25 protein-coding genes are annotated in these 21,222 nt (G+C 62.3%); 10 read left to right on the top strand and 15 right to left on the bottom strand.

Annotation, left to right across the window (positions count from 1 at the left end; genetic code table 11):
* Positions 1 to 54: 54 nt before the first annotated feature.
* The gene (locus tag AC5ZG1_RS26520) at positions 55 to 1,782 is read left to right on the top strand and encodes a methanol/ethanol family PQQ-dependent dehydrogenase (RefSeq protein ID WP_496134528.1); all 1,728 of its coding nucleotides are present in this window, start codon (positions 55 to 57) and stop codon (positions 1,780 to 1,782) included.
* 69 nt (positions 1,783 to 1,851) lie between these two features.
* On the opposite strand, the gene AC5ZG1_RS26515 is transcribed toward AC5ZG1_RS26520, so the two are convergent.
* The 7 genes from AC5ZG1_RS26515 to xoxF5 form a co-directional block, all read right to left on the bottom strand.
* Positions 1,852 to 2,115, bottom strand: a complete 264-nt coding sequence (locus AC5ZG1_RS26515; protein ID WP_130225901.1) for a hypothetical protein — start codon at positions 2,113 to 2,115, stop codon at positions 1,852 to 1,854.
* Between the two features lie 55 nt (positions 2,116 to 2,170).
* Complete coding sequence (locus AC5ZG1_RS26510; RefSeq protein WP_496134527.1) at positions 2,171 to 4,489, bottom strand: xanthine dehydrogenase family protein molybdopterin-binding subunit; 2,319 nt, start codon at positions 4,487 to 4,489, stop codon at positions 2,171 to 2,173.
* 1 nt (position 4,490) lies between these two features.
* Positions 4,491 to 4,943 carry a (2Fe-2S)-binding protein gene (locus AC5ZG1_RS26505; RefSeq protein ID WP_130225903.1) on the bottom strand — a complete coding sequence of 151 codons (453 nt, stop codon included), beginning with the start codon at positions 4,941 to 4,943 and terminating at the stop codon, positions 4,491 to 4,493.
* Between the two features lie 528 nt (positions 4,944 to 5,471).
* The gene (gene gfa / locus AC5ZG1_RS26500; RefSeq protein WP_456642589.1) at positions 5,472 to 6,035 is read right to left on the bottom strand and encodes an S-(hydroxymethyl)glutathione synthase; all 564 of its coding nucleotides are present in this window, start codon (positions 6,033 to 6,035) and stop codon (positions 5,472 to 5,474) included.
* A 138-nt stretch (positions 6,036 to 6,173) separates the two neighbouring features.
* Positions 6,174 to 7,283 carry an S-(hydroxymethyl)glutathione dehydrogenase/class III alcohol dehydrogenase gene (locus AC5ZG1_RS26495; protein ID WP_028162648.1) on the bottom strand — a complete coding sequence of 370 codons (1,110 nt, stop codon included), beginning with the start codon at positions 7,281 to 7,283 and terminating at the stop codon, positions 6,174 to 6,176.
* A gap of 44 nt (positions 7,284 to 7,327) precedes the next feature.
* Complete coding sequence (locus AC5ZG1_RS26490; protein ID WP_496134553.1) at positions 7,328 to 7,816, bottom strand: c-type cytochrome, methanol metabolism-related; 489 nt, start codon at positions 7,814 to 7,816, stop codon at positions 7,328 to 7,330.
* A 102-nt stretch (positions 7,817 to 7,918) separates the two neighbouring features.
* Positions 7,919 to 9,724: a lanthanide-dependent methanol dehydrogenase XoxF5 gene (gene xoxF5, locus AC5ZG1_RS26485; protein ID WP_130225905.1), complete on the bottom strand. Its 1,806-nt coding sequence runs from the start codon at positions 9,722 to 9,724 to the stop codon at positions 7,919 to 7,921.
* Positions 9,725 to 10,099: 375 nt separating this feature from the next.
* On the opposite strand from xoxF5, the gene AC5ZG1_RS26480 reads away from it, so the two are divergent.
* Positions 10,100 to 11,080 (top strand): helix-turn-helix domain-containing protein, encoded by a 981-nt coding sequence (locus AC5ZG1_RS26480; RefSeq protein WP_496134526.1) that lies wholly within the window; start codon positions 10,100 to 10,102, stop codon positions 11,078 to 11,080.
* 98 nt (positions 11,081 to 11,178) lie between these two features.
* Positions 11,179 to 11,577 (top strand): lanmodulin LanM, encoded by a 399-nt coding sequence (gene lanM / locus AC5ZG1_RS26475; protein ID WP_496134525.1) that lies wholly within the window; start codon positions 11,179 to 11,181, stop codon positions 11,575 to 11,577.
* Positions 11,578 to 11,646: 69 nt separating this feature from the next.
* On the opposite strand, the gene AC5ZG1_RS26470 is transcribed toward lanM, so the two are convergent.
* Positions 11,647 to 11,886 (bottom strand): hypothetical protein, encoded by a 240-nt coding sequence (locus tag AC5ZG1_RS26470; RefSeq protein ID WP_496134524.1) that lies wholly within the window; start codon positions 11,884 to 11,886, stop codon positions 11,647 to 11,649.
* A 158-nt stretch (positions 11,887 to 12,044) separates the two neighbouring features.
* On the opposite strand from AC5ZG1_RS26470, the gene AC5ZG1_RS26465 reads away from it, so the two are divergent.
* Entirely contained in the window at positions 12,045 to 12,371 is a 327-nt protein-coding gene (locus AC5ZG1_RS26465) for a hypothetical protein (protein ID WP_028162642.1), read from the top strand.
* 239 nt (positions 12,372 to 12,610) lie between these two features.
* Entirely contained in the window at positions 12,611 to 12,691 is an 81-nt protein-coding gene (pqqA, locus tag AC5ZG1_RS26460; protein ID WP_035689484.1) for a pyrroloquinoline quinone precursor peptide PqqA, read from the top strand.
* 99 nt (positions 12,692 to 12,790) lie between these two features.
* On the opposite strand, the gene AC5ZG1_RS26455 is transcribed toward pqqA, so the two are convergent.
* Positions 12,791 to 13,099: an EthD family reductase gene (locus AC5ZG1_RS26455; protein WP_028162641.1), complete on the bottom strand. Its 309-nt coding sequence runs from the start codon at positions 13,097 to 13,099 to the stop codon at positions 12,791 to 12,793.
* Positions 13,100 to 13,308: 209 nt separating this feature from the next.
* Between AC5ZG1_RS26455 and AC5ZG1_RS26450 the strand changes: the two genes are divergently transcribed.
* Together AC5ZG1_RS26450 and AC5ZG1_RS26445 are read left to right on the top strand one after the other, a co-directional pair.
* Positions 13,309 to 14,142 (top strand): DUF6662 family protein, encoded by an 834-nt coding sequence (locus AC5ZG1_RS26450; protein WP_245474708.1) that lies wholly within the window; start codon positions 13,309 to 13,311, stop codon positions 14,140 to 14,142.
* 105 nt (positions 14,143 to 14,247) lie between these two features.
* Positions 14,248 to 14,484: a hypothetical protein gene (locus AC5ZG1_RS26445; protein WP_130225910.1), complete on the top strand. Its 237-nt coding sequence runs from the start codon at positions 14,248 to 14,250 to the stop codon at positions 14,482 to 14,484.
* Between the two features lie 2 nt (positions 14,485 to 14,486).
* Here AC5ZG1_RS26445 and AC5ZG1_RS26440 read toward each other — a convergent pair whose 3' ends face one another.
* From AC5ZG1_RS26440 to AC5ZG1_RS26425, 4 genes are read right to left on the bottom strand one after another with little or no spacing between them, the layout of a single operon-like run.
* Positions 14,487 to 14,840 (bottom strand): hypothetical protein, encoded by a 354-nt coding sequence (locus tag AC5ZG1_RS26440; RefSeq protein ID WP_496134523.1) that lies wholly within the window; start codon positions 14,838 to 14,840, stop codon positions 14,487 to 14,489.
* A gap of 53 nt (positions 14,841 to 14,893) precedes the next feature.
* Complete coding sequence (locus tag AC5ZG1_RS26435) at positions 14,894 to 15,604, bottom strand: ABC transporter ATP-binding protein (RefSeq protein WP_456642595.1); 711 nt, start codon at positions 15,602 to 15,604, stop codon at positions 14,894 to 14,896.
* On the bottom strand, positions 15,594 to 16,331 hold the full coding sequence (locus tag AC5ZG1_RS26430) for an ABC transporter permease (RefSeq protein WP_028162636.1): 738 nt from the start codon (positions 16,329 to 16,331) through the stop codon (positions 15,594 to 15,596). The genes AC5ZG1_RS26435 and AC5ZG1_RS26430 overlap by 11 nt, the downstream gene beginning before the upstream one ends.
* 3 nt (positions 16,332 to 16,334) lie before the next feature.
* Positions 16,335 to 17,315 carry an ABC transporter substrate-binding protein gene (locus AC5ZG1_RS26425; protein ID WP_130225913.1) on the bottom strand — a complete coding sequence of 327 codons (981 nt, stop codon included), beginning with the start codon at positions 17,313 to 17,315 and terminating at the stop codon, positions 16,335 to 16,337.
* Positions 17,316 to 17,399: 84 nt separating this feature from the next.
* Here AC5ZG1_RS26425 and AC5ZG1_RS26420 point away from each other — a divergent pair, with 84 nt between their 5' ends.
* Positions 17,400 to 17,759, top strand: coding sequence for a hypothetical protein (locus tag AC5ZG1_RS26420; protein WP_028162634.1), 360 nt, complete (start codon positions 17,400 to 17,402; stop codon positions 17,757 to 17,759).
* Between the two features lie 6 nt (positions 17,760 to 17,765).
* On the opposite strand, the gene AC5ZG1_RS26415 is transcribed toward AC5ZG1_RS26420, so the two are convergent.
* Complete coding sequence (locus AC5ZG1_RS26415; RefSeq protein WP_496134522.1) at positions 17,766 to 18,596, bottom strand: quinoprotein dehydrogenase-associated SoxYZ-like carrier; 831 nt, start codon at positions 18,594 to 18,596, stop codon at positions 17,766 to 17,768.
* Between the two features lie 59 nt (positions 18,597 to 18,655).
* Positions 18,656 to 19,582, bottom strand: coding sequence for a quinoprotein relay system zinc metallohydrolase 2 (locus tag AC5ZG1_RS26410; protein WP_496134521.1), 927 nt, complete (start codon positions 19,580 to 19,582; stop codon positions 18,656 to 18,658).
* Between the two features lie 162 nt (positions 19,583 to 19,744).
* Between AC5ZG1_RS26410 and AC5ZG1_RS26405 the strand changes: the two genes are divergently transcribed.
* Together AC5ZG1_RS26405 and AC5ZG1_RS26400 are read left to right on the top strand one after the other, a co-directional pair.
* Positions 19,745 to 20,629: a substrate-binding domain-containing protein gene (locus tag AC5ZG1_RS26405; RefSeq protein ID WP_496134520.1), complete on the top strand. Its 885-nt coding sequence runs from the start codon at positions 19,745 to 19,747 to the stop codon at positions 20,627 to 20,629.
* Positions 20,626 to 21,189, top strand: a complete 564-nt coding sequence (locus AC5ZG1_RS26400; RefSeq protein WP_130229621.1) for a PQQ-dependent catabolism-associated CXXCW motif protein — start codon at positions 20,626 to 20,628, stop codon at positions 21,187 to 21,189. The genes AC5ZG1_RS26405 and AC5ZG1_RS26400 overlap by 4 nt, the downstream gene beginning before the upstream one ends.
* Positions 21,190 to 21,222: the final 33 nt, after the last annotated feature.

Genomic DNA, 21,222 nt, shown 5'->3' with positions numbered 1-21,222 from the left:
ACTAAAAGTTGCGAAAGATCGTAAATGAAAAACAGAGCAGGGAGGTAGCATCTAATGAGCAGGAAACAATGGCTTCTTACGAGTGCAGCGGCGTTCGCGTGCCTTGTCTCAACCGCCGCGGTGGCTGGCCCGATCGAGAATTACAGCCCAGTGACCTCGGCGCGTCTCGAAAATCCCGAGCCGAGCAACTGGATGCTGTATCGGCGGACCTATGACGGGCAGGGCTATAGCCCGCTCGAGCAGATCAACACCTCGAACGTCAAGAGCCTGACGCCGGTATGGACTTTCTCCACCGGCGTGATCGAAGGCCACGAGGCGCCGCCGATCGTCAACAACGGCGTGATGTTCGTTGCAACCCCGATGGGGCAGGTGATCGCGCTCAACGCCAAGACCGGTGACGAATATTGGCGATACAAGCGGCAGCTTCCCGAGGACCTGTTCCAGTTGCATCCGACCAGCCGCGGCGTCGGCCTGTGGCAGGACAAGCTCTATCTCGCCACGACGGATGACCATGTGGTCGCGCTCGATGCCAAGACCGGCAAGGTGGTCTGGGATACAAAGGTGCAGGATTACAAAAAGGGCCAGTACATGACCCTGATGCCGCTGATCGTCGACGGCAAGGTCATCGTCGGCGGCTCCGGCGGCGAATTCGGCGTCCGTGGTTATGTCGTCGCCTATGACGCCAACAGCGGCAAGGAGCTGTGGCGGACCTTCACTATTCCCGCCCCCGGCGAGCCCGGCAGCGAGACGTGGAGCGGCGACGACTGGAAGACCGGCGGCGGATCGGCCTGGATGACCGGCAATTACGACAAGGACACCAAGACGATCTATTGGGGCGTCGGCAACGCCGCACCATGGCCCGGCTCGGCGCACGCTGGCGACAACCTCTACACCAGCTCGGTGCTCGCGCTCGATCCGGACACCGGCAAGATCAAGACCCACTTCCAGTATCACCAGAACGATTCCTGGGACTGGGACGAGGTCGAAGCGCCGATCCTGGTCAACGTGGAACGGGAAGGCCGTCCGTTCAAGGCGCTCATTCACCCCGGGCGCGATGCGATCTTCTGGGTTCTCGAAGCAAAGCCCGATCGCATCAACTATGTGACCGGCTGGCCGTTCGTGTACACCAATGTCTGGAAGGGCATCGAGAAGGAGACCGGCAGGCCGATCGTCGATCCCGAGCACAAGCCGGTGCTTGGCAAGCGGGTCGAATTCTGTCCGTCGCTGTGGGGCGGCAAGGATTGGCCGTCGGCGGCCTATAGCCAGAAGACCAAGCTCGTCTACGTTCCCGCCAACGAGAACTTCTGCGGCGGCTTCTCCGGCGAGAAAACACCGCTGGTTCCCGGCCAGCTCTGGCTCGGCACCAAGCCGGAGGATATCGGTCTGACCGTGCGCCCCGGCGCCACTCACATGGGCGAGTTGCAGGCTTGGGATCCAGCCAGCGGCAAGAAGGTCTGGTCGCACACCTTCCCGAAATCGCAACTGTTCGGTTCGGTGCTCGCGACCGCGGGTGATCTGGTCTTTGCCGGAGGCACCAACGATCGCAACTTCCGCGCCTTCGATGCCAAGAGTGGCGAGCTGCTGTGGGAGCAGAAGACCAATTCCGGCATCATGGGCATGCCGATGTCCTATGAGGTCGACGGCACGCAATATATCGCCATCCAGTCGGGCTGGGGCGTCGACGCGCAGCGCATCCAGGATGCCTTGGCCACCCAGAATGTCGGCGTGGAGAACAACGTGCCTCAGGGCGGCGTTGTCTGGGTGTTCGCGGTCAAGAAATAGCGACGCGGCGGAGCGGGGAGACAAAGCGGCGGACCGAAAGGTCCGCCGTTCTTTATTAGGAACAGGAAATTACTTGCCTTTGTTGTCGACCTTCGCCTTCTCGTCCTCGTTCATCTTCTTGATCGTCGGGTCGCGGCTGGCTTCGCCCGTGGTCTGGTTGGTGGTCGCCGGTGGGGCGTTGTTCGGCAGGGAATTCTGCTCTGCGGGCGTCTTCGCCGGCCGTGTGGCAGTTGCAGGTGGTGACGTGTTCGCTTGTGCGTTCGCCGCCTGCGTATTCAAAAGAAAGGCGCCCGCCAGTAGCGACACCGCGAGCGCCGGGAAATTGTGTTTCATCGATCTGTCTCCTCTCCAGATCGATGAAACGGTTGGTGCGAGCTTGCGTTCCGCCTCATGCCTCCAGTTGCTTGCCGATCGGCATCGCCCGGATGCGTTTGCCGGTCGCGGCGAAGATCGCGTTGATCAGCGCCGGCGCGAACGGGGGGACGCCGGGTTCGCCGACGCCGCTCGGGGGCGTATCGGGGCTGGCGGGCGGCACGATGTAGACATTGGTCACGGCAGGGGATTCGTCGATCCGGATTACCGGGTAATCGTCGAAATTGCCCTGCTGCACCTTGCCGTCCTTGAAGGTGACCTCGCCATATTTGGCGAGGCTCAGGCCCATGATCGCCGCGCCCTCGATCTGCGACTGGATACGCTCGGGGTTGACATAGGTGCCGCAGTCGATCGCGGTGTCGACCCTTGGCACCGTCAGCTTGCCCTTGTCGTCGACAGCAACCTCGATGATGGTCGCGATGTAGCTGACGAAGCTCCTGTGTACCGCGATGCCGAGGCCATGGCCCTTGGGCACCGAGCGTCCCCAGCCGCCCTTGTCGGCAACCACTTCGACCACCTTGCGCAGCCGTGCGGTGTCGATCGGGTAGCTGTCATAGGGCTCGCCGTAGTTCCAGGGATCCTTCACCGAGGACAGATTGACGATCCGCGGCGAACCGATCAGCTCCAGCAGCATATCCTTCGGATCGCGGTTGGTGGCTTGGGCGATTTCGGCGACCATGGACTGCACCGCGAAGGCGCGCGGGATGTTCGAGACCGAACGGAACCAGCCGATGCGGGTATGCGCGGCCGCTTCCGGATTCTCGCACTGCAGGTTGGCGATCTCGAACGGATTGTCGATCAATCCCATGCCGAGCTCGAACGGCGCCTGGTGAACGGTCCCGGCGGCGAACGTCGAGGCGATCGATGGAGCCACGCTGCGATGGCGCCAGGCGATCACCTTGCCACTCTTGTCGAGACCGGCCTCGATCCGCTCGACCGAGACGGTGTGGAGGAAGTCGTGGCGCACATCGTCTTCGCGCGTCCACTGCACCTTCACGGGCACCCCGAGCTCCTTCGAGAGCAGCACGGCCTCAAGTGCGAAGTCGCATTTCGACTTGCGCCCGAAACCGCCGCCGAGCAGCGTGACGTTGACGGTCACGTTCTCCTCGGGAATGCCGAGCGTCTTGGCGACGTCCTCGCGCGTTCCGCCCGGGCTCTGCACGGGGGCCCAGACCTCCGCCTTGTCGCCCTTGACGTTGGCGACCGCGACCGGCGGTTCCATGCTGGCATGGGCGAAATGGGGCAGATAGTACTCGCCGACGATGACCTTGTCGGCGCTCTTTAACGCCGCCTCGACGTCGCCTTCCTTGCGTACGATGAGGCCTGGCTTGCGCGCGGCTGCCTCGAGCTCGGCACGATAGGCGACCGAGTCGTATTTGGCATTGGCGCCGTCCTCCCAGGTCACCTTCAGCGCGTTGCAGCCCTTGATCGCCGCGCCGGTGTTGCGTGCGATTACGGCCACCCCGCCGAGCGGCTGGAATTTCGACGGCCACGGCCATCCCCTCACTTCCATCACCTTCTCGACGCCGGAGACCTTCAGCGCGTCGGCGGGGTCGAAGGAGGCGAGCTTGCCGCCGGTCACCGGCGGACGCGCGATGACGGCATACTTCATGCCGGGCAGCCGCACGTCGGCGCCATAACGGGCCGCACCCGTCGTGATGTCGTGCAGGTCGACAATGCTGATCTCGCCCTTGCCGAGGTAGCGGAAGTCCTTTGGGTTCTTGAGCTTCAGGCCTTCGATGCTTGGAACCGACTCCTTTGCCGCATCGGCCGCCAGCTCGCCGAAGCCGAGCTTGCGCCCGCTTGCGCTGTGGACGACTTCGTGATTGGCGGCCTTCACCTCGCCCGCCGGCACGCCCCAGCGTTTCGCCGCGGCCTGCTCCAGCATGGTGCGAGCCGAGGCGCCGATCTGCCGCATCGGGATCAGATAGTGCCGCGTGCTGCGCGAGCCGTCGGTGTCCTGGTTGCCGAACTTGACCTCATCGCCATGCGCCTGCTGGACGCGGACGCGCGACCAGTCGGCTTCAAGCTCTTCGGCCACGATCAGCGGCAGGCTAGTGCGCACACCGGTTCCCATCTCGGAGCGGTGCGCGACGATCGTGACGATGCCGTCAGGCGCGATCGAGACGAAGACACGCGGGTCGACCACGACGCCGTGCGGCATCTTCCCCGCGCCGGTCTCGTAGGCAAAGCTCGGACGTATCATCACAGGTGCAGCGAGCACGAACCCGCCGGCCAGCCCTAAGGTCTTCAGGATGCTGCGGCGCGAAACGTTCTCGATCTTGATGTGCTTCTCGAAACCGCGAAGCTTGTTGGGATTGGTGAGGATATTCATGTCACACCCCCGTCGATGCGAGATGAACCGCGTTCTCGATCCGCTGGTAGCAGCCGCAGCGGCAGATGTTGCCGGACATGGCTTCGCGGATCTGGTCGTGCGATGGTTTTGGATTGTCCGCCAACAGCGCAGCGGCCTGCATGATCTGGCCGGCCTGGCAATAGCCGCATTGCGGCACGTTGACCTGCCGCCAGGCCTTCTGCACCGGGTGATCGCCGGTCGGGTGCAGGCCCTCGATGGTGGTGATCTCGCGGCCGGCCGCATCCGACACCGAGGTGATGCAGGCGCGCACCGCCTGCTTGTCTATGATCACGGTGCAGGAGCCGCACAGCGCCTGACCGCAACCGAATTTGGTGCCGGTGAGCCCGACTTCGTCACGGATGAACCAGAGTAGCGGAAGATCGGGATCGCCATCCCAATTCTGTTCCTGACCATTAATCTTCAACTTGACCATGATCGTCCCTCGCTCTTCTTAAGCTGTTGATGTCTGCAGGCCACGAGCGAGAACATATTTCTCCCTGCGCTCGCGACCACTTCTGGGTCTCGTGCGGCGGGCAGGTCCTTGGAGATGTTTAAGGGGAGCCCGTTGCACGATCGGTAGTCCGTGTCCGGCTGCTCCTTTGCTATGTTCAAATGAAATGCGCCGCCCGCGCGCATCGGGAAAAACAAATGTTATCAGAAACCGATGCGACAGTGACTTCACAGCCCGGTGTTCTGCATTTGCCGTTTGTCAAAAGCGGGGCCGACAGTCGGTGATGTTAGATCGTCAGGATATTTTTGCAAACGCGGCCGACGAAAAATTCACCGCCGCGAGACAGACGCGGATCGGGAAAAGGCGGAACTGACCGATTCACGGGAGCAATATGAAGGATGGGCGCGTGCAGCGGAAAATGCTGCGGTGCGGGCGCCGATGGGACCGCTGGCGGTCAAGCACCGCCAGCGGGAGCGCGGGCAAATCAGGCAGCCTTGTTAAGCAGCCCTATCAGGCAGCCTTGGATTTCGCCACGTGAGTCGCGATCGCATCCATCAGTGCCGGCGACAGGCAGTCATAGGGCTCGAGTCCCAATTCCTTCAGCCGGCCGCGGATCGCCGGCATATCCTCCGGCTTGGCGCCGGACTCGATCACCGACGAGACGAACGCAGCAAATCCCGGCGCCGCCGAGCCGCTTTCCTGGAAGAGTTCGGGATGGATGAAGTCAAGGCCGTAGAACGGATGCGCCTTGTTCTCGATCCGCCCATACATATGCGTGCCGCAATCCTTGCAGGCATAGCGTTGGATCACGGCCGCGGGGTCGACGATCTGCAGCTTGTCGCCGTTTTCCAGGACCGTCAGGTTCTGTCTCGGTACCACCGCAACGACCGAGAACATCGCCCCTTCCGGCTTCCAGCATTTGGTGCAGCCACAGGCGTGGTTGTGGGCAACGTCGCCCTTGATCTCGACCTTCACCGGTCGGTCCGAGCATTTGCAGACCAGCGTGCCACCGGCAAAGTTGCCCGAGCCTTTTTGGACGCCGTTGTCAATCGACGGGTGGAGATGAACAGTCATGGGTCAATCCTCCTGGTGTTTGACACGTTGATTCTGGAACGGGACATCGTGATCCCGTTCCACCTTTTGCTGGAGCATGACCCTTCCGGGGAGCCGGGTCCGCTTCCGCCGACCTGGCACTCCGATTCGGATCACGCCCTAGTAGACGACGACCGAACGGATCGACTTGCCCTCGTGCATCAAGTCGAATCCCTTGTTGATGTCCTCGAGCTTGAGCACGTGGGTGATCATCGGATCGATCTGGATCTTTCCGTTCATGTACCAGTCGACGATCTTCGGCGTGTCGGTGCGGCCGCGCGCGCCGCCGAAGGCCGTGCCCTTCCAGACCCGTCCGGTGACGAGCTGGAACGGCCGGGTCGCGATCTCCTTGCCGGATTCCGCAACGCCGATGATCACGGAGACGCCCCAGCCGCGGTGGCAGGCTTCCAGCGCCTGGCGCATCACATTGGTGTTGCCGGTGCAGTCGAAGGTGTAATCGGCGCCGCCATCGGTGAGTCCGACCAGGTGCTGGACGATATCGCCGCCGACTTTCGTCGGATTGACGAAATGCGTCATGCCGAAGCGGCGGCCCCAATCTTCCTTGGAGTCGTTGATGTCAACGCCGATGATCTTGTCCGCGCCGACCATCTTGGCGCCCTGGATCACGTTGAGCCCGATACCGCCGAGGCCGAACACCACGACGTTGGAGCCTGGCGTGACCTTGGCGGTGTTGACCACGGCGCCGACGCCGGTGGTCACGCCGCAGCCGACATAGCAGCTCTTGTCGAACGGAGCGTCCTCGCGGATCTTCGCCACCGCGATCTCCGGTAGCACCGTGTAGTTCGAGAAGGTCGAACAACCCATGTAGTGGTAGATGGTCTGGCCCTTGTAGCTGAAGCGCGAGGTGCCATCCGGCATCACGCCCTTGCCCTGAGTGGCGCGGATCGCGGTGCAGAGGTTGGTCTTCTGGCTCAGGCAGCTTTTGCACTGCCTGCATTCGGGCGTGTAGAGCGGGATCACGTGATCGCCCGGCTTCACCGAGGTCACGCCTGCACCGACCTCGCGGACGATGCCGGCGCCCTCATGGCCGAGGATGGAAGGGAAGATTCCCTCGCTGTCGAAGCCGTCAAGCGTGTAGGCATCGGTATGACAGATGCCGGTCGCCTTGATCTCGACCAGGACTTCACCGGCCTTCGGGCCTTCCAGGTCGAGCTCGACGATCTCAAGCGGCTTCTTGGCTTCGAATGCGACGGCAGCGCGTGTCTTCATGTTGATCTCTCCGTAAAGCGTGTTGTCGCCCGCGCTCCGCAGCTTCAGTTCTTGCCCATGCAGGACTCTTCCGCCTGCTTATAGGCGGCGGGCTTCTCTTCATGCTTTGCGGGGCGTACGCGCCCCACCGCGTCATTGGCGCGGGCGCGCAGGTAGACATAGAGGTCGTCCATGTAGCAGGCGACGTTTGGATTGTCACCGAACGCCGGCATGACATTTTCCTGTGCGGTACTGACGTTCTTGCGCCCGCTGGCGACGACGCCGAGGAAGTCGGCGTAACTCATGGTCTTCAGCGAACTCGCCAATGCCGGTGCATAGGTCGAACCCATGCCGTCCGGGCCATGGCAGACATGGCATTCGGAATGATACCGCCGATATCCGGAGTAGGTGTACCAATCCACCGTCCCGTCGGCTGCGACCTTGTAGGTCGGGTTACCTTCCTTATCCAGATATTTGCCGTTCTCTTCCTTGACGGCGGTCGGATCGACCGCATCGTCGGCAAAGGCGAATCCTCCAGATACGGCGACGATCATCGCCGCAACCACAAACCAGCTTTTACGCAAGAGCATGTCCTCGAGATCAGATACAGGCAAAACCGGCGCGTGGATGGTCCACGCGCCGGAACGACGTTCGGCTCACTGCGGGAGGGAGAACACGGTGAGCGTTCCGCCGAGGGCGGTATAGTTGCTCAGCGCCGCATAGCCGCCGACTGCGCCGAGACCGGCAGTCGGATCGGTCAGCCCTGCAGCAAGGCCGATGCCCGCCCAGCCGCCGACACCCGAGAGTATGGCCACATACTGCTTGCCGCCCTGCTCATAGGTCGTGACGTTGCCGATGATGCCGGAGGGAGTCTTGAACTTGTAGAGCTCCTTGCCGGTCTTGGCATCAACTGCCTTGAGATAGCCTTCGAGCGTGCCGTAGAACACCACGCCGCCGGCGGTCGCAAGCGCGCCTGACCAGACCGAGAACTGCTCCTTGTTCGACCAGACGATCTTTCCGGTCTTGTTGTCCCAGGCGATGAAGTTGCCCATGTGGGTTTCGCCGGGAGGCGGATACATCGAGAGCGTCGCGCCGACATAGGGCTGGCCCGCGGTGTAGCTCACCTTGAACGGTTCATAGTCCATGCAGACGTGGTTGGTCGGCACGTAGAACAGTTGCGTCTCCGGCGAATAGGCTGCCGGCTGCTCGTCCTTGCTGCCGAGCGCAGCCGGGCAGATGCCCTTGACGTTGACATCTTCGCCCTGCTTGTCGGTCGAATATTGGTCGAGGACCTTCGGCCGGCCGTAGGTCGGCGAGCTCTTGTTCATGTCGACGCCGCTGGTCCAGTTGACCTTCGGATCATACTTCTCGGCGACGAGCAGTTCGCCGTTGGTGCGATCGAGCGTATAGGCCAAGCCGTTACGATCGAAATGCGTCAGCAGCTTGCGCTCCTGGCCGTTGAAGGGCTGGTCGGTCAGGATCATCTCGTTGACGCCGTCATAGTCCCATTCGTCATGGGGCGTCATCTGATAGACCCACTTGGCCATGCCGTTATCCGGACTGCGCGCGAAGATGGTCATCGACCACTTGTTGTCGCCTGGACGCTGCTTTGGGTTCCAGGTCGAGGGATTGCCCGAACCGTAATAGACGAGGTCGAGCGTCGGGTCGTACGACAACCAGCCCCAGGTGCAGCCGCCGCCGGTCTTCCACTGGTCGCCCTGCCAGGTCTTGAGGCTCGAATCCTTGCCGACCGGCTTGCCAAGAGCGGTGGTCTTCTCGGGATCGATCTTGATCTGGTCGTCTGGCCCTTCGGAATAGGCGCGCCAGACCTGCTTGCCGCTCTTCGTGTCGTAGGCGGTCACGTGGCATTGCACGCCGAACTCACCGCCGGAGATGCCGACCAGCACCTTGTCCTTCACGACCAGCGGCGCGGATGTGCCGGTCTCGCCCTTGCCAGGATCGCCGTTCTTGGCCGTCCACTCCACCTTGCCGGTCTTGGCGTCGAGTGCCACCAGCGAGGTGTCGGCCTGGTGCAGGAAGATCTTGCCGTCGCCATAGGCCACGCCGCGATTCACCGTGTCGCAGCACATCACCGGGATCACGTTCGGATCCTGCTTCGGCTCGTACCTCCAGACAATCTTGTTGTCCTGCGACAGGTCAAGAGCATAGACCTTGTTCGGGAAGGGCGTGTGCACGTACATCATGTTGCCGATGATCAGCGGCCCGCCCTCATGGCCACGCAGCACGCCGGTCGAAAATGTCCAGGCGACCTGCAACTTTCCAACGTTCGAGGCGTTGATCTGATTCAGCTTTGAGTAGCGCGTATTGGCATAATCACCCGCGGGCATAACCCAGTCCTTCGGGTTCTGCGTCATTTTGCTGAGTTCTTCGTTGGCACTGGCAGCACCTCCGCCGAGCGCCGCCACGGCGCCGATAGAGGTCGCGATTAGCACCTTGCGCATAGTGATTTCCTCCCAATGATGACCTTCCGCTTTCAATCGAAACGGCCCATTTTTTTGGTTCCTCCTCCTATCCCCTTCGTCGACGCGCGACTTGCCCAAGAGAGAAGGGCGGCTTGCTCAGAAGTGAAGCTCGAAGAACTTTTTTGCTTGCGGTGCAGCGCGGTGGCGCGCGGGCGTGGCCCCGGTCGCGGGAGTAGGAGACTGATTTTCCTTGACGGCACTTGAAGTAAAGTCGAGGATTAAACCTCAAGGTTGTCAGGAGGAACGCTGCTCAGGGGTCAAAGACCGCATTAAGATTGAGGTAACGGTACTTCACGGTGACCAAAGCCTCTTGCGGCGAGCAGTCACGCTTTCATCTCGAATCGGTGGCTGGATATGCCCGATACCGTCCGTTCGCTCACTACCTCCGGATTGACGCCGAAGAAGCAGGTTCAATGTTGGACAGACGCACTGACCGATCTATGCGGCCGGTTTGATGTCGATCCGATGGACGCCTCCTCGCTCGAGGCACGGGTCAACTACACCACAGTCTCGCGGCTGAAACTGTGCCAGATCGAGGTGAGTCAGCACCGTATCGCACATGTGAACGCGCGCTCGAAACTGAGCGACCATCCCTATATCAAGATCCTGTTCCAGACCCACGGGGTCTCCTATTTCGAGCAGGATGGCCGCCATTTCGAGCTCGTTCCCGGCGATTGCCTCGCCTATGACGTTTCCAGCCCGCACACCATCATCAGCCCGTCGCTGACGCGGCATGAGGTCGTGATCGTGCCGAAGGCGCTGTTGCAGGAACGTGGTTTCCGTTCGGCACGGATGCCGGCCTGCAAGCTCTCCGCCCGCAGCGGCACCGGCCGCATCGCCTACGATTTCGTGCATGCGGCCTTTTCCGAGGCGAGCCGGCTGTCTCCCTACAATGCGATGGGCGTCGCCGATTCGTTGATCGATCTGTTGCTGTTGCCGCTGCGTGAAGCCGAGACGACGTTCAACCATGGCGGTGCGGAGGCGACCTATATCCGAGCCCAGTTCTTCATCCGCGAACACCTGCGCGATCCGGATCTCTGCATCGACCAGATCTCGACCGCGCTAGGCTGCACCAAGCGCTATCTCCACATGTTGTTCAGCGAGCGCGGCATGACCGTGAGCGACTATATCTGGCGCGCACGGCTGCAGCATTGCCGTGAGGAGCTGGAAGCGCAGCCCGGCAAGACCATCACCGACGTCGCATTCTCCTGGGGCTTTTCCAGCTCCTCGCATTTCAGCCGCGTGTTCCGGAAGTATTTCGGCATCGTGCCATCAGCCGTCCACCGGCAGCAGCAGGTCGGCTCCGCCGCGGAGTTTTCGGCGACTTCGGATTAGATCATAAAGCGCGCTGTGGGCGGCCGGCGTGCGCTCTGTCATCCATGCAAGCTTCTCTGCTGCCCTTGTCGTAGAGGCTCTGCCAAGGGAGATGAGAGATGAAATTGCGTGGTCTTTTTGTCTTGATATTAGCCGCTGCGGTGTTTTCGGCCCCGGCTCTGGCCGCGCCGAAACGCGCCGACCCGATCAAGACGTTCGACACCGACAATGATGGCACTCTCGATCTGGCCGAGGTGAAGAAGGCGGCATCGGCGCTGTTTACCAGACTGGACCGGGATCATGACGGCACGCTCGATGCGCGAGAATTGCGCGGCCGCCTCAGCGCCAAGGAACTGGCGGCTGCCGATCCTGACCACGACGGAACGCTGACGCAGGATGAATATCTTGCGGTCGTGGAGCAGCGCTTCAACGCGGCCAATCCGGACAAGGATGGAACGCTTGACGCCAAGGAACTGGAGTCGCCCGCCGGTCGCGCCCTGCTGCGGCTATTGCGATAGGATGACAGGGTCTTTGTTTGAGCATGCTCTTTTCGGAAAACCGGTTTCCACTTTTCCGGACCATGCTCTCTAGCTGGCAGGCCCGTGTGCGCAGGCTGCGGGCCGCGGCCTGGAGCCACGCTTGTCGGGCGGAACGTTGCAATTATCGATCCGCTGCTCGTCCATCCATTTCTTGCCGAGCCGTTCCTTGCCGGTCAGCGTCGCCGGCATCTGCGTCCGCCCAGGCTGAGGCCGTTCCTCGGCGGCGGCTGGCGACGCAACAGCGATCATGATGAATGGAACGAGTAAGAGGCGGGATGACGTTCTCATGCGAGCCCTCGAAAAGCGCTTGCAACTGATGCGGCGTGAACGGCGGCAGTGAACAGCATCGGATTTCACCTCGCCACCCGGAACCTGGGACGCGTGCTTCGGTTCTTCCGTGATCCCGGCGTGCAGGGGCACGCGCCGATTCGAGAAGGAGACGAGACATGAGCACAAGACGCACCATCTTTGCGGGTTGCTCCATCCTGGTGCTGAGCGCCGGCGCCGCGCTGGCAGGTCCCTGCAATACCCAAGGCCAAAGCGCCAATAAGGATGCGGGTTCTGGCCCGGCATCGACCAGCAGCCAGACCACAACGGGCATGGCGAGCGACAAGGAGCATCCGCCGACCAGCACGATGAATAGGGCTACCGGAGATGTCGCCACGTCCTCGCAGGATGTGCAGCGGCAGATGCAGGGCGAGCCCACGGCAGCACAGCAAGCCGAAGGAAAGAAGTCCGAAGGCCAGATGGCGAACAAAGACAACGATTGCTGAGCGCGTCACGCCTCACGCTGTGTCGTGCGATCGATCGTTGAAGCACTCGCGTGCGAGTGTGTGCCCAACGTGACAGGCTTTGCCCAAGAGGGAACTTGTTTGTCCAGGAGGGAACTATCGGCGCTCAACTGCGGCACGGATGCGCTCGCTGGTCGATCTTGTCCACTTGCGCCATGCGCGAGCTGGCCATAGGTTCGACCTTGGCGTGAACCTCGCGCCAAGCCATTTGGGAGGATCGAATGAGCTGGAAGACTCCGAAGATCGTCGAAGTGCAGGTCGGCATGGAAATCAACATGTACGCCTGCGCATCACGCAAGTAAGCGTCAAGCGCCTGCCCGGCTCGCGCAGCGCTATCTGCGCAAGCCGCGGCAGGCGAATTCGTCAGGCTCACATTTGTTGGGCCTCTGTGTGAGACGCCCTTAAACTTCCTTCGTATCGAAAATGTAGAGATCGGCGCCGCCATCGGCAAAGTTGGCGAGATCCGCGCCTGCCGCCTTTCCTTCCGCCGATCCCATGCCTGCCTTCAGCGCGTCGAGCGAGTCGAAATACAGCGTTGCCGCAAGGTGGACGTTGCTCTCGCCCGCTGGCGTCCTGAGCGGAGCCGTGCTGATGTCGTATTTCTTCAGTCCCGGGATCTTCTTGGCCAGCGGAATGTGCACCGATGCGTAATACTTGTCGAAGGCCTCGGCGTTTTTCGGCGTTTTATAAAGTACCAGAACTCGTGCCATTCGGTTTATTCTCCCTGAAGCGATTGTTCTTCCGCCGGCCCTTCCCGGGTCTTGCATTGCAGCCGAAATGGTCCTTGCAATCAAGCTTCCAATCGCTGCCGCTCGACTGGACGTTGTGATAGGAATGTTCTTGTCAGCGCTGCTGACGCTTTCGATTCGCTCTCGGGACGAGAATGTCTTTTCGCGCAACGATGCTCCGGGCGGCTGCCGTGTGCTTTTTCGCACTGCTTGCTGCCGTCGGCGCGCGTGCCGATGAAATCGATACTGAGCATCTGTTCGGCTTCCTGATCGGCACCGACGTCGGGCATGTCGGCGAGCGCGAATTCCAGACCGAGACCACGGGAAGCTTTTCCAGGAATGGTGGCAGCTATCGTGCCGTCGCCCAGGAGTTCGAACTCGAATTCGTGCCGGCCCGCGACATCCGCATCGAGCTCGGCGGCGCCTTTGTGGCGCACCAGATCTACGGCATTCCCGGCTTTGAAGATCGGCGTCAATTGACCTGGCAAGGTCTTTCTTTGGATGTCCGTTACCGATTTCTCGACCGCGAGACGGCGCCGTTCGGCCTGACTCTCGCAGTGGAAAGCCACTCCGACCGGATCGACGAGACCACAGCCGATCGCATCCGCAATTTCGGCACTGAATTGAGGTTGGCCTTCGATCGCGAGTTGGTACCGAACTTCCTGATCGCGGCACTCAATTTCATCTATCAGCCGGAATGGACGCGTTTTCTTGCCTCGCGCGCTGCGCAACAGGAGGCGACGGTTGGCGCGGCCGTCGGGCTGATGGCGCAGATCAGGCCCGGCGTTTTCGTTGGCGGCGAGGCGCGCTATCTCCGCCATTATGACGGGATCGGGCTGAACGAGTTCGAGGGGCAGGCCTTGTTCATCGGTCCGGTCGCCTATCTCCAGCTCTCGGAACGTTCGCGGCTGACCGCGGCCTGGAGCGTGCAGGCCTGGGGGCGTCCTGCCGGATCGGCTGCGGCGCTCGATCTGGTCAATTTCGAGCGCCATCAGGCGCGGCTTGTGTTTGGCATGAATTTCTAGGAACCTCCCGCAGTGGTTCCGGCTTTCACGGTGAGGCGAAACCTGGCCTCGCCGCCCACGTAGCTTGCTGTGCGTTACTTCACCGAAGCACCAGGGATTTGAGGCATGAATCCGATCGATCTCATCGTGACCGTCTGTGCCGTGCTGTCGCCCGCCACCTGCGAGGAGACCCATCTGGTGTTCTCCTTCAACGGTTCGCTGCGGCAATGTGCGATGGCGGCTCCGCCCTACATTGCGCAATGGATCGGCGAGCATCCGAAGTGGACCGCGGTCAAATGGCGCTGCGAATATCCGCACAGCAATGATCGAGCGGAAAAGACGGCGGCTCCGATCGCGGGCTGAGCCTATTTGTTGCAGTCCTTCAGATCCTTGTCAGAGATCGAGAACACCGCGTCGGCCTTGATCTCGATGTCGCGGACGAAGCACTGCCTGGCGCCGGCATAACTCACCTTGGCGTCGTAGCGTCCGGGCTCGACGCCAACGAGGCGCAGCCGCTCGTCGTGGTCGACCTCCTTGTCCTTGTCATTCAGGGTCTGATTGGGACCCCAATCGTTCTTACCGACCGGCGAAAGTTGGAAGCCGGAGATGGTCGACGTCGTGAGATTCCAGAGCCTGATGCCTTTACCTTTGGTCTGCGCGCTGAGTTCGCTGGGCAGTGCGAGCAGCAGGAGGGCGACAGCAATCGATCGGCGCGGCATCGTGAGCTCCCAATCTTTTCTCGATATAATTTTCTCAATATGAAGACCACGTCTCATATCTTTGCAAGCCGCCGCCGCACCAGGTCGGCCTTGATGTGGTTGATCTCGGCAGCGCTCCGTCGCGCGCGCGGTGTCGGGATCGGCACTTCCTGCAGAATCCTGGCCGGCCGCGCCGACAGCAGGAACAGCCGGTCGCCAAGATAAACGGCATCGTCGAGATTATGCGTGACCAGCAGCGTCATCATCGAGCGGCTTTCCACCAGCGTTGCGATCTGCTCGCGCAGGTGAGCGGCGAGCGCATCGTCGAGTGAAGCCAGTGGCTCGTCGAGAATGAGGAAATCCGGCTCGATCGCGAAGGCTCGCGCAAGCGCGACGCGGCGCGCGAGGCCAAGCGAGAGCTCGCCGGGGAAATGGCTGCGATGCTCCGTCAGTTCCAGAATGGCGAACAGTTCCGAGAGCCGTTTCTCGTCAATATGTGGCGCAGCGAGCCGGATATTGTCCTCGACCGACCGCCACGGCAAAAGCCGCGGCTCCTGAAACACCATCCCGAGCCGCGCCGCTGTTGGACGCGAGACCTTTCCCTGATAGTCGTGGTCGAGGCCGGCCAGGATCTTCAGCATTGTGCTCTTGCCGCAGCCGGAGGGGCCGACGAACACGCCGACTTCGCCGCCGTGAAGCGAGAACTTGACGCCCGCGAGCACGTCGTGCCGCTCGCCCGCCGCACTCTCGAAATGCTTACCGGTGATGTCGACCTCAAGCTGCACGGGGCCGCCACCGGGATGCGCGAAGTTCGAATGGCTGCACCAGCACCGTCTCGATCACCAGTACGACCGCGGCAAAGGTCAGCGAATAGGCGAGCAGCAGCGGAATATCGAACAACTGAAAGGCGACGCCGATCTCGAAGCCGACGCCGTTCGGACGTCCGAGATATTCCGCAACCAGCACGATCTTCCAGACCAGCGAGAGCCCCGATCGCGCGGCAGCCGCGATATAGGGCCCAAGCTGCGGCAGGATCACGTGCCGGAACGCTCTTCCGCGCGGGATCGCGAACACGCTTGCCATCTCGTCCAGCGAGCGGTCGAGCGCCCGCGCGCCCTCGCGCAGCGTAACGACCGCGGTCGGAAGCTTGTTGACGGCGATCGCCGCAATCGCGGCGACCTCGGTGAGCCCCGCCCAGATATAGGCGAGCACGATGACGACAAGTGCGGGCAGATTGAGCAGCAGGATCAGCCAGGGATCGCCGATCCTGTCGGCGAGCTTGACCCGGCCCATCAGGTAGCCGATGGCGGCGCCCAGCGCCATTGCGAGCGTGAAGGACAGGGCGACCCGCGCCAGCGTAACGCCGAGATTGATGAACAGCGCGCCGGATGCCGCTTCTCTTAGGATCACCGCCAGCACCGCCGGCGGCGCCGGGAGCTTCACGTCACCGGTCAGGAGCGCTGCGAGCCACCACGTCGCAAGGAACAGGAGGAAGGAGAGAAGGCGCACCACGGCTCAATCTCCCGGAATCGCGTGATAGAACGTGCCGGGGTCAAGCTCGGTTGCCGATCCCACCAGCTCGCCGCCGCCGATCTTGGCGAGCACCCGGTAGAGCACCCGTGCGTCGGCCTCTTCGTCCGCGATCGGGCGGCGCGGAATGCCTTCGCGATAGCGGTCGCGATAGGCGTGCAGCGTTGCGGCGTCCGGGGCACCGGTCAGGCGCGCGATCTTCTCCCATTCGTCGTCGGACTTCGTGAGGATCTCCTTGGCAGCACGGGTCATCGTGATGAAACGCTCGACCGCATCCCGGTTCGCGTTGGCCCAGCCTTCGTCGAAGACATAGCCGACCATCGCGATGCGACCCTTGGCGCCGAGTTTCGGCAGGATATCCTCAATGCCGGCGACGCGGCGAAAGCCCTTGGCTTCCAGCGCGGCGCAGAAATTCCAGTAGTTGACGACGGCATCGACCTCACCGCCCACGGCCTTGGCCGCAAGCAGCGGTGGCGCGCCATAGACGATGGTCGCCGCCGACTTCAGGTCGAGACCGTCCTGCTTCAGCGACGCCTGCAGCAGCAGCCAACTCTTGTCGATCGGTCCGCCGGCAACGGCAAGCTTGCGCCCCCGGAGATCGGTGAGCGAACGGATCGGCGAGGAGGTCGGCACCATCACTGCGCCCAGCGCGCTCGAATAGGGATAGAAGGCGAGCTTGGCGCCGAGCGTCCGCTCGCGAGACACCCACAGCCAATCGGAGACCATGACGTCGGCATTGCCGGCGCGGAGCGCGATCTTGCCCGCCTCCGGGCTTGCGAGCTCGGTGGCCTCGATCGCAAGATTGGCCTTCTTGTCGAGGCCATGCGCGCGGATCACCGCCAGTTCCCAGGCAAAGGTGCCGGTTTTCTGCACTGCAACGCGGATCGTGTCTGCGCCAAAGCAGGCGGCGAACGGCGTTACCGCAAGAACCGCGGCAGCCGCCAGCGTGCGAATGATGGCACTCATTTTGTTGAGCCGTTTCCTCGAACGTGTTCTTTTCTATCGCGTAGTCATAGCATAGCTTGCGCCATTGAAAGCGAGAGGATCGTCATGACGATTGCGGGACCGGTACGACCTATTGTCGCCGCTTTGATCGTATTCGCGGCAACCGCGGCGATCGCGCGCGGCGAGGAGGTCAACGATTATCCGACCGCCGCCCGCGCGGAATACGTGTTCGGCTGCCTGAAGGCGAATGGCGAGACACGGCACGCCATCGAGCAATGCTCGTGCTCGATCGACGTGGTCGCATCGCTGATTCCCTATGACCGCTATGTCACCGCTGAGACGGTGCTCAGCCTGTCCCAGGTGAGGGGCGATATGGGCTCGCCCTTCCGCACGTCCGAACAGGCGGCCAATGCCCTCAACGATCTCCGCCGCGCCCAGGCCGAAGCAGAAGTCAGGTGCTTCTGAAACCCTTCAACTATCCGAATCGATCTTCCATTCGTGCTCGAATACGTGGCCGTCGGTGTCCTTGGCCTCGGCGCGGAAACGCTTGGCGCCGTTCGAGACATAGGTGAAGCGGATATTGGGGTCCTCGGAGATCGAGATTCCGCCTTCCATCTTCAGCACCAGGCTGTCGTCCTGCCAGAGCTGCAGCCGGTCGACATAGAAGGCGGGAATATAGAGCTGCGTCACCTGGTCCATCTGCAGGCCGGAATTGTTGGGATGGCCGATCATGACCTGCGCCTCCCGGGCTCCGCTTGTGGAGCCTTCACCAGCTTTCGAAAGCTGCCGATATCGGATCTGGCCGAGCCTGGCCTTGGCCTCCTCGGCGTTCTTGAGTGCGGGCGCAGCGCAGCCGCCGGACGCCTTCACGTAAGTCTTCACCACATAGAGCTTGCCGTCGGTGAGTTCGGCTACGGCATGGACGTCGGTGTAGTTGTTGATGCGCACGCGGGTCGAGATTTCCGTGACGTTGGCGTCCGGCCCAAGCGCGAACTTGGCCGCCATCGGCGCCGGGTTCTGGTCGATGACGAGGGTGAGCGTCCGCACGCGGCGGGTGTCGTCGGGCGCGAGCTTGCTGCGCAGCGTCACCGGCACGATGGCAGCATCCTCCGCACGAGCCGGCATCTCGAGCGCGATCACGTTGCTGCCGTCGCTCATCGGGCGATTGTTGAAGATGTCCTGGACCAGGCCGGGCCAGGGATCATAGGCCTCCGCGCTCACCGCGGGCGCAAGGCGCGCGCCAAATGCGATGATGCCCAGGAGGCCGGCGATATAGACGAGACGGAAAGGTGCTCCGGACATAGTCGTTCTCCCCGCGGCGAGGATGGAAGCAACGCCTCTACTATATGGCCTCGCCAAACCTATTCCCACTCCAATTGCGAAAATGCTGCAGTTGCGTTCCGGGCGTTGTAGTCGTCGAACAGTTTCCAGCGCGGCCGCTCCGATGCCGCGGCAGTTTCGGCAGCAGCGGTGATCGGCTTGCCCTTCGCGATCAGCGCACGCACGTCGGCGGCCAGCGTCTCGAGATAGTGGCGCTCATCGGCCAGGGCTGCCGGCCATTCGCTCACGGGCCCGTGACCGGGAACTACACGCTGAGCGGGCAGGGCGGCAAGTTCGCCGAGGATGGCGAGCCAGCCTTTGATGCTGCCGTCGACAACAGGGATATGGGTGATGAATACGAGATCGCCGGCGAACAAGGTCCGGGTGTTCTCATCGAGCACGGTGAGGTCGTTATCGCTATGCGCGGTCGGCCATGCCCTTAGTGAAAGCGATCGTCCACCGAGATCGAGCGCGAGGTTGCCATCGACGAGCGTCGTGGGCGGCACGATGCGCACGTCGTCCATCAGTTTCGCGCCCATCGTCCGGCGGAAGGCCTCGAGATAGAATGGGCCGCGCGCGGTCAGCGCGTCGGGAAGCTTCTTGTGGCCCACGAAAACGGTTCCATCACCCGCAAACGCCGCGTTGCCGAAGGCATGATCGGGATGGGCGTGGGTGTTGATGACATAGCGGATCGGCTTGTCGGTGCGGGCGCGGATGGCGGCCAACAGTCGCCGTCCCTCGCGGACGCTGCCGCCGGTATCGATCACCGCGACGGCGCTGTCGCCGATGACGAATCCGATGTTGGCGATGGCGCCTTCGTTCTCGCCGGTCATCAGGGCGATCTCGCCGTTATGCACGAATATTCCCGGCGCGACTTCGCTCACAGGCAATTCTTGCTCCTGCGCCCGCGCTAGGGTCGATAGGCAGAGTGCAGCGACAAGCGCGATCAGCGAGACGATACGAGCCATGTTTCCGCCCAAGTTCATGCGCGAAGCGACATCGCCGTTTCGCACTCACGTCACGCCCGTTTGCGCTGCAGCACGCCGGCGAGATCATCACGAATCTGTTGCACGCCGTGACGCGCCGGGCAATCTATGGTTAGCCCCAAACAAGAAAGAGGAGGAAGCGCGATGGCGGGTGCCGGACAATATCGCCGCTTGTTGCCGGCGCTGCTTGCGATAGCCACGATGGCAATCGGGCATGGTGCCGCTTGCGCGCAGACCAATGAAAGCGGCGATCTCTCGATCGAATTGATCGATCCCAAGGTTCTGCGCGTCTGTGCCGACCCGCGGAACTTGCCGTTCTCCAACGAGAAGGGCGAAGGCTTTGAGAACAAGCTCGCCGAGCTGTTTGCACAGAAACTGCAGAAGAAGCTTGAGTTCACCTATTTTCCGCAGGCGACCGGCTTCGTGCGGATGACGCTCGGCTCGCATCGCTGCGACGTCATCATGGGCTTCCCGCAGGGCGACGAGCTGGCCCAGGGCACCAATCCCTATTATCGCACCGCCTATGCACTGGTGACGAAGCAAGGCAGCGGCCTCGACGATGTGACCACGCTCGAGGACGAGCGGCTGAAGGGCAAGCATATCGGCATCGTCGCCGGCACGCCGCCCGGCACCAATATGGCCGCGGCCGGCCTGATGGCGACTGCAAAATCCTATCCATTGATGATCGATACGCGCATCGACTCTTCCGCGGAGGCGATGATGAAAGATCTCGCCAAGGGCGAGATCGACGCGGGCGTGTTGTGGGGGCCTATGGCCGGCTTCTATGCCAAGGAGGCTAATCCGCCGCTGCACGTTACGCCGCTGGTGAAGGAGACGACGGGCCCAAAGCTTATCTATCGGATCGGCATGGGCGTGCGCCCGGCTGACCAGAACTGGAAACGCCAGCTCAACCGCCTGATCCAGGAGAACCAGGGCGAGATCAACAAGATCCTGCTCGACTACGGCGTGCCGCTCCTGGACGAGAACGATCGGCCGATCGGCCCGGACACGGCGGCGAAATCGCCATGAGGCGGTGGCTCACGAGCCTGGTCGTTGCCGCCGCGTCGCTCGTCGTCGCGGCCCACGCGCAGCAGCAGGTCGCCGAGCCGCAAGACTACCGCACGGAGAATTATCGCGCGCCGGTGCCCGCGACGCTTGCCGGTGCACGCGTGCTCTCCACCGCGGAAGCGGAGGCGATCTGGCGTCACAAGACCGGCGCTTTCGTCGACGTGCTGCCGCGTCCGCCTAAGCCCGCCAACCTGCCGGAAGGCACGGTGTGGCGTGACAAGCCGCGGCACAACATCCCCGGCAGCATCTGGCTGCCCGACACCGGCTACGGAAAACTCGCTGACGTCACCGAAGACTATCTTCGCCACGGCCTTGAGCGCGCCTCGGATGGCAACAAGGCGGCGCTGCTCGTGATCTATTGCCAGGAAAATTGCTGGATGTCGTGGAATGCAGCCAGGCGCGCGCAAACTTACGGCTATTCCAACATCGCCTGGTATCCCCTGGGATCCGATGGATGGGAGCGCGCAGGCCTACCACTCGTCGAAGCCAAGCCGGAGCCGCGGACGGGTGAAGAGAAATAACTCCTGCGACTACTTCACTCAGGCGAAGCTGAA

The sequence above is a fragment of the Bradyrhizobium sp. Leo78 genome (assembly GCF_059512425.1).
Note: the sequence above shows the minus strand (reverse complement) of the source record. Positions and strands in the feature narration are given on the sequence as shown.